A 6,000-nucleotide genomic window follows, 5' to 3' on the forward strand; every position below is an offset into this window, starting at 1 on the left:
TGGGGCGTACAGCGTGGGTCGGCTGGGTCGGGTCGTAGGGAACGGGTCGACGAGTCGGGTAGGCCCGTGCCCGTACGACGGTCCTACGAGATCGGGCACGGATACGAGATCGGTCGGGGCGTACGGCGTGGGCGCAGCGCCCAGCGGAGACGTACCGCGGACGGGGCGGGACGTACCGGCCCCGGGCGAGCGCTCGCCCACCCGGCCGGCCGCCGCCCCGGGTCGCACCCCGCCGGGTCACTGGCGCTGGAGGAGGTCCGCCACCTCCCCCGCGGTGGGCATCGCGGACGAACAGGCCAGTCGGGAGGCGACGAGCGCGCCGGCGGCGTTGGCGTGCCGCATGATGCGCGCCAACTCCCAGCCAGCCAGCAGCCCGTGGCAGAGCGAGCCGCCGAACGCGTCGCCGGCGCCGAGCCCGTTCACCACCTCGACGGGGACCGGCGGCACCTCGGCGGTGCTGCCGTCGCGGTGCACGGCGAGCACCCCGGCCGGGCCCTGCTTGACCACGGCGAGCTCCACGCCGGCGGCCAACAGCGCGTCCGCCGCGGCCCGCGGCTCGCGCTCACCGGTGGCCACCTCGCACTCGGCGAGGTTCCCGACCGCGACGGTGGCGTGCCGCAGTGCCTCGGCGTAGTACGGCCTGGCCTCGTCCGGGTCGGCCCAGAACATCGGCCGCCAGTCGAGGTCGAAGACGGTGGCGGAGGCGGCGCCGTGTCCCGTCTCGGCGTCCGGGTCCGCGCTCCCGGGGGCGCCGCCGCCCGCGCCCAACCCACCAGCACCGCCGCCGCCAGCGCCCCCGCTCGCTCCCCGACCTGCGGACCGCGCCGCGAGCGCCGCGAGCGTCGCCGCGCGGCTGGGCTCCGCGCACAGCCCGGTGCCGGTCATCCAGAAGATGCGGGCGGCCCGGACCGCGTCCAGGTCGAGTTCGTCCGGGTGGATCTCCAGGTCGGGGGCCTTGGGCTGGCGGTAGAAGTAGAGCGGGAAGTCGTCGGGCGGGAAGATCTCGCAGAAGGTGACCGGCGTCGGGTACTGCGGCACCGCGCTCACCCAGCGGTCGTCCACGCCGAAGTCGCGCAGCGCCTCGTGCAGATACGCGCCGAACGGGTCATCACCGGTGCGGGTGATCACCGCCGCCGTCCGGCCGAGCCGGGCCGCCGCCACCGCCACGTTGGTCGCCGAGCCACCCAAGAACTTGCCGAATGTTTCGACGCGCGCCAACGGCACGCCGATCTGGAGCGGGTAGACATCGACTCCGATGCGGCCCATCGTGATCAGGTCGTACGGCTGCGTCATGCTCGCCCCTTCGGTGCCCTCACTGCGACTGACCCACTCGACACCCCGCCCGAAACCCCACACCCCACGCCCCGTCCCACGTTCTCGCACCGCTGCCCCACGCCACCGCCCCGGCGGGGCCCGTACGAGGGCTGCCGCCCACCTCCCGCACCACCCTGCGCGAACGCACCCGCGCCGCCCCGCGGGAACAGGTCTAACGGCGCCTCACGCAGCCTGTCAACATTTTGTCCTGACATACGGACGTACCCCGCCAGGCACCACATTGACGTGACGTCCTTATGTCAGGACGAACTCTTGACAGTGGCTGGGGCGGCGGGAAAGCTACCCAGCGAGGCCGTCCACCGCCCCGCCCGTCCCGTACGCGATTCCCACGGTCCGGTCAGCGTCGACCGGCGAGAGGAGAGCGCCCCATGGCCGCCCCCCAGCCCCCGCGCCCCGCCCTGGACCGCATCCGCGTCGGCTCGGCGCCCGACTCCTGGGGCGTGTGGTTCCCGGCCGACGACCAACAGGTGTCCTGGGAACGGTTTCTGGACGAGGTGGCCGAGGCCGGTTACGCGTGGATCGAACTCGGCCCGTACGGCTATCTGCCCACCGATCCGGCGCGGCTGACCGACGAAACGTCCCGGCGCGGCCTCTCGGTCTCCGCCGGCACCGTCTTCACCGCGCTGCACCGCGGCCCGGCCGTCTGGGACGCCACCTGGGAGCAGGTCTCCCGGGTCGCCGCCCTGACCCAGGCGATGGGCGCCCGCCACCTGGTCGTCATCCCCGCCTTCTGGCGCGACGACAAGACCGCCGAGCTGATCGAGAGCCCGGAGCTGACCGCGGAGCAGTGGCGCGACCTGGCCTCCGGCACCGAGCGGCTGGCGGCCGAGGTGCGGGACCGGTACGGCCTGGAGATCGTCGTCCACCCGCACGCCGACACGCACATCGACGGCGAGGCCAACGTGGCCCGCTTCCTCGACGCCACCGACCCGGACCTGGTCAACCTGTGCCTGGACACCGGCCACTACGCCTACTGCGGCGGCGACAGCGTCCGCCTCATCGAGACCTACGGCGAACGCATCGGCTATCTGCACCTCAAGCAGGTCGATCCGGCGATCCTCGCGGACGTGGTCAGGGACGGGGTGCCGTTCGGGCCCGCGGTGCGGCGCGGGGTGATGTGCGAGCCGCCGACCGGGGTGCCCGCGCTTGAGCCGGTCCTCACCGCGGCCCAGGCGCTGGACGTCGACCTGTTCGCCATCGTGGAGCAGGACATGTACCCCTGCCCGCCCGACCAGCCCTTCCCCATCGCCCGCCGCACCCGCCACTACCTGCGCGGCTGCGGCGCCTGAGCCCACGGCCGGCGGACGGGCACGGGACGTACGAGCACGGTGCGTACGGGTGCGGTGCGTGCGGCCAGCGCGCCGCCCGATCGGGTACGGCCGGCGCACCGCCCGTACCCGATCCGTACGCGCCGGTCCCGCCCCGTACGCACGCGCACGCGCACGTGCCCGTACGCGGCCCGCCGGCGCCGAAACCCGCACCGCACCCGCACGCCCCAACCGCGCACCCGCCCGCACCCGCCCGCACGCGCACCGTCCCCCGCACCCGCACACTGGCCTCGTACGCAACGCAGCACACCCACAGCACACCCGCAGCACAGAACCCACAGCACACCCGCAGCACAGAGGAGCATCCGCACATGCCGCAGCAGCGCATCCTCGGGGTCGCCGTCATCGGCACCGGCCGTATGGGCGCCGACCACGTCCGCCGCATCGACGAGGTCACCAGCGGCGCCCGGGTCGCCGCCGTGGTGGACGTCGACGGGGAACGGGCCAAGGCCGTCGCCGAGCGCATCGAGGGGTGCGCCGCGTACACCGAGACCGCCGCGGCCCTGGCATCGCCCGAGGTGGACGCCGTGCTCATCGCCTCGCCCGGGCCGGCCCACGAGGCGGCGCTGCTCCAGGCGCTCGACCTGGACCTGCCCGTGCTGTGCGAGAAGCCGCTCACCCCCGACCCGGCGGGGGCGCTACGCGTCCTTGAGGCCGAACAGCGGCTCGGCCGGCGGCGCATCCAGGTCGGCTTCATGCGCCGGTACGACGCCGGCTTCCAGCGGTTGAAGGCGGCCGTCGACGGCGGCGCCCTCGGCCGGCCGCTGATGCTGCACTGCCAACACCGCAACGTCGCCACACCGCCCGGCTTCACCACCCAGATGCTGATCAACGACTCGGTGGTGCACGAGATCGACACCACCCGCTGGCTGCTCGACCAGGAAATCACCGCGGTCACCGTGGTGCGCCCCGCGCCCTCGTCGGCCGCCCCCGACCACCTCGGCGATCCCCAACTCGTCCTCTTCGAGACCTCCGGCGGCGCCGTCGTCGACGTCGAGATCTTCGCCAACTGCGGCTTCGGCTACCAGGTGCGCTGCGAGGCGGTCGGCGAGCGCGGCACCGCCCGCACCGGCGACGAGACCGGCCTCCTCACCCAGACGGCGGGGCAGTGGGGCGGCGCCATCCCGCAGGACTACGTGGTGCGCTTCGCGGACGCCTACGACCGCCAGGTGCAGCGCTGGGTGGACGCCACCCGCCGCGGCACCGTCGAGGGCCCGGGCTGTTGGGACGGGTACGCGGCGGCGGCCGTCTGCGCGGCCGGCGTACAGGCCCAGGGCACCGGCCAACGCACCCCGGTCGAGCTGCCGGAGCGCCCCACGTACCACTGACGCCCCACCAGCCCGCCCCGGACGCCCACCCCCACTCGTACGGGAGCCACGGGAGCCACCCATGCGCATCGGATTCCTCGGCGCCGGCCGGATCGGCGCCGTGCACGCCGCGACCCTCGCCGGCCTGGACGGCGTCGACGAACTGCTGATCGGCGACGCGGACGGCGCGCGGGCGCGCGCGTTGGCCGGTGCGGTCGGCGCCCGGGCCGCCGCCGGCGTGGACGAGGTCTTCGCCGCGCGGCCGGACGCCCTGGTGATCGCCACCGCGACCGCCTCGCACGCCGCGCTGATCGCCCGCGCGGCCCGCGCCGGCCTGCCCACGTACTGCGAGAAGCCCATCGCGACCGATCTGCCGGGCACGCTCGCGGCCCTGCGCGCGGTGCGCGAGGCCGGCACGCTGCTCCAACTGGGCTTCCAGCGCCGGTTCGACGCGGGCTATCTGGCCGCCCGGCGGGCCCTGCGCGCCGGCGAGTTGGGGCGGCTGCACACCATCAGGGCCGTCACCTCGGACGCGGCCCCGCCGGCGGCCGACTTCCTGCCCGCTTCGGGCGGGCTGATCCGGGACTGCCTGGTGCACGACTTCGACGCCGTGCACTGGCTGACGGGGCGTGCGGTGACCGAGGTGTTCGCCACCGGATCGGCGGCCGGCGCCGCGTACTTCCGCGCCGCCGGTGACGTGGACACCGCGGCTGCCGTCCTCACGCTGGACGACGACACGCTGGTCACGGCGACCGCGACCCGGTACAACGGCGCGGGCTACGACGTCCGCACCGAACTCGCCGGCGAGCGCGCCCAGTGGGTCATCGGGCTCGGCGACCGGACGCCGTTCGCCTCCGCTGAACCGGGCGGCCCACCGGGCCCCGCCCATCCCTGGCGCGACTTCGCCGACCGCTTCCAGGCCGCCTACCGGGCCGAGTTGGCCGCCTTCCTCCAGGCCGTACGCGGCGAGCGGGGCAATCCGTGCTCGGGCGACGAGGCGCTGAGCGCGCTGCTGGTGGCCGAGGCGTGCGAGCTGTCCCGGCGGGAGCACCGGCCCGTGCAACTGAGCGAGGTGCACGCACTCGTGGACGACCTCGTGGACGATCTCGTACCCGGCCCCGCCCGCGACCCTTCGTGACCTCCGTCGCCCCGCGGTCACCATCGTCACGCTTTTCTGCCCATTCCGTCACAGACCATCAACAGACGTGCGCATTCGGTCACTCAGCGTCGTTCACCGGGCACAGCTCAAGCGTTCAACGACACCTGTCGCCGCAGCTCCCCCGACGGCCCGATCCGCCGCGACTGCGGCGCCCTAGGAGGGCCGAGAGATGACGGATCGCAACCTCTGGTCGTACCAGGACATCGCCGCCCACATCGGCGTCCAGACCGACACCGTGCGCTCGTACCGCAAGCACGGCCTGCTCCCGACGCCCGACGTCGTCGAGAACGGCAAGCCCTTCTGGTACGCGGACACGATCCGGGAGTGGGTGCTCCAGAGACCGCGCAACCGGCGGCGTGCCGAGTAGTCGGGCGCGGAGAAGCCGAGACCCCGTGACGTCATACCCCCCAGGGGTATAAGATGAGGGTCATGAGACGCCGCGGCGAGCCCGCCCCGGCCGCTCTCGACCGACCTGACCTCACCCCCAGGGAGACCGCCATGACCTCCGAGTCCCACACCGCCCCCCGCCCGGCCGCCGAGGGCGACGTCACCACGGTGTACGCGGTGACGGGCATGACCTGCGGCCACTGCGAAGGCGCGGTCACCGAAGAGGTCTCGGCGCTGGCCGGGGTCACCTCAGTCAAGGCCGTGGCCGCCACCGGCCAGGTGACGGTCGTCTCCGCCACCCCGCTCGACGACGAGGCCGTCCGCGCCGCGATCGACGAGGCCGGATACGAGCTCACGGGCCGCGCCGCCTGACCCGTCGCCGCACCACCTTCGGCACCGTGCACGACGGGGGGGGGGGGGGGGGGGGGGGGGGGGGGGGGGGGGGGGGGGGGGGGGGGCGGCGGGGGGGGGGGGGGGGGGGGGG

General features: G+C 74.5%; 6 protein-coding genes. 5 read left to right on the forward strand and 1 reads right to left on the reverse strand.

Translation table 11 applies throughout. From position 1 onward, the window contains the following. Window positions 1–237 precede the first annotated feature (237 nt). On the reverse strand, window positions 238–1,293 hold the full coding sequence (locus tag AAHZ94_RS05200; protein ID WP_349990903.1) for a 5-dehydro-2-deoxygluconokinase: 1,056 nt from the start codon (window positions 1,291–1,293) through the stop codon (window positions 238–240). Window positions 1,294–1,703: 410 nt separating this feature from the next. Between AAHZ94_RS05200 and AAHZ94_RS05205 the strand changes: the two genes are divergently transcribed. From AAHZ94_RS05205 to AAHZ94_RS05225, 5 genes are all read left to right on the forward strand, one after another. Next, entirely contained in the window at window positions 1,704–2,624 is a 921-nt protein-coding gene (locus AAHZ94_RS05205; RefSeq protein WP_349990905.1) for a sugar phosphate isomerase/epimerase family protein, read from the forward strand. Between the two features lie 350 nt (window positions 2,625–2,974). Further along, a complete protein-coding gene (locus AAHZ94_RS05210) occupies window positions 2,975–3,991 on the forward strand; it encodes a Gfo/Idh/MocA family protein (protein ID WP_349990906.1) in 1,017 nt (338 codons plus the stop codon). A gap of 61 nt (window positions 3,992–4,052) precedes the next feature. Next, entirely contained in the window at window positions 4,053–5,108 is a 1,056-nt protein-coding gene (locus tag AAHZ94_RS05215) for a Gfo/Idh/MocA family protein (protein WP_349990907.1), read from the forward strand. Between the two features lie 190 nt (window positions 5,109–5,298). Continuing rightward, complete coding sequence (locus tag AAHZ94_RS05220) at window positions 5,299–5,496, forward strand: helix-turn-helix transcriptional regulator (RefSeq protein ID WP_349990909.1); 198 nt, start codon at window positions 5,299–5,301, stop codon at window positions 5,494–5,496. Between the two features lie 131 nt (window positions 5,497–5,627). Further along, on the forward strand, window positions 5,628–5,888 hold the full coding sequence (locus AAHZ94_RS05225) for a heavy-metal-associated domain-containing protein (RefSeq protein WP_349990911.1): 261 nt from the start codon (window positions 5,628–5,630) through the stop codon (window positions 5,886–5,888). Window positions 5,889–6,000 lie beyond the last annotated feature (112 nt).

It is taken from the genome of Streptomyces sp. HSW2009 (genome assembly GCF_040240285.1).
Taxonomy (GTDB): Bacteria; Actinomycetota; Actinomycetes; order Streptomycetales; family Streptomycetaceae; genus Streptomyces.

Excerpts from the sequence above, each read along its gene's own strand:
- AAHZ94_RS05225 (WP_349990911.1), top strand. The coding sequence starts at position 5,628 with ATGACCTCCGAGTCCCACACCGCCCCCCGCCCGGCCGCCGAGGGCGAC.
- AAHZ94_RS05215 (WP_349990907.1), top strand. The coding sequence starts at position 4,053 with ATGCGCATCGGATTCCTCGGCGCCGGCCGGATCGGCGCCGTGCACGCC.
- AAHZ94_RS05200 (WP_349990903.1), bottom strand. The coding sequence starts at position 1,293 with ATGACGCAGCCGTACGACCTGATCACGATGGGCCGCATCGGAGTCGAT.
- AAHZ94_RS05210 (WP_349990906.1), top strand. The coding sequence starts at position 2,975 with ATGCCGCAGCAGCGCATCCTCGGGGTCGCCGTCATCGGCACCGGCCGT.
- AAHZ94_RS05220 (WP_349990909.1), top strand. The coding sequence starts at position 5,299 with ATGACGGATCGCAACCTCTGGTCGTACCAGGACATCGCCGCCCACATC.
- AAHZ94_RS05205 (WP_349990905.1), top strand. The coding sequence starts at position 1,704 with ATGGCCGCCCCCCAGCCCCCGCGCCCCGCCCTGGACCGCATCCGCGTC.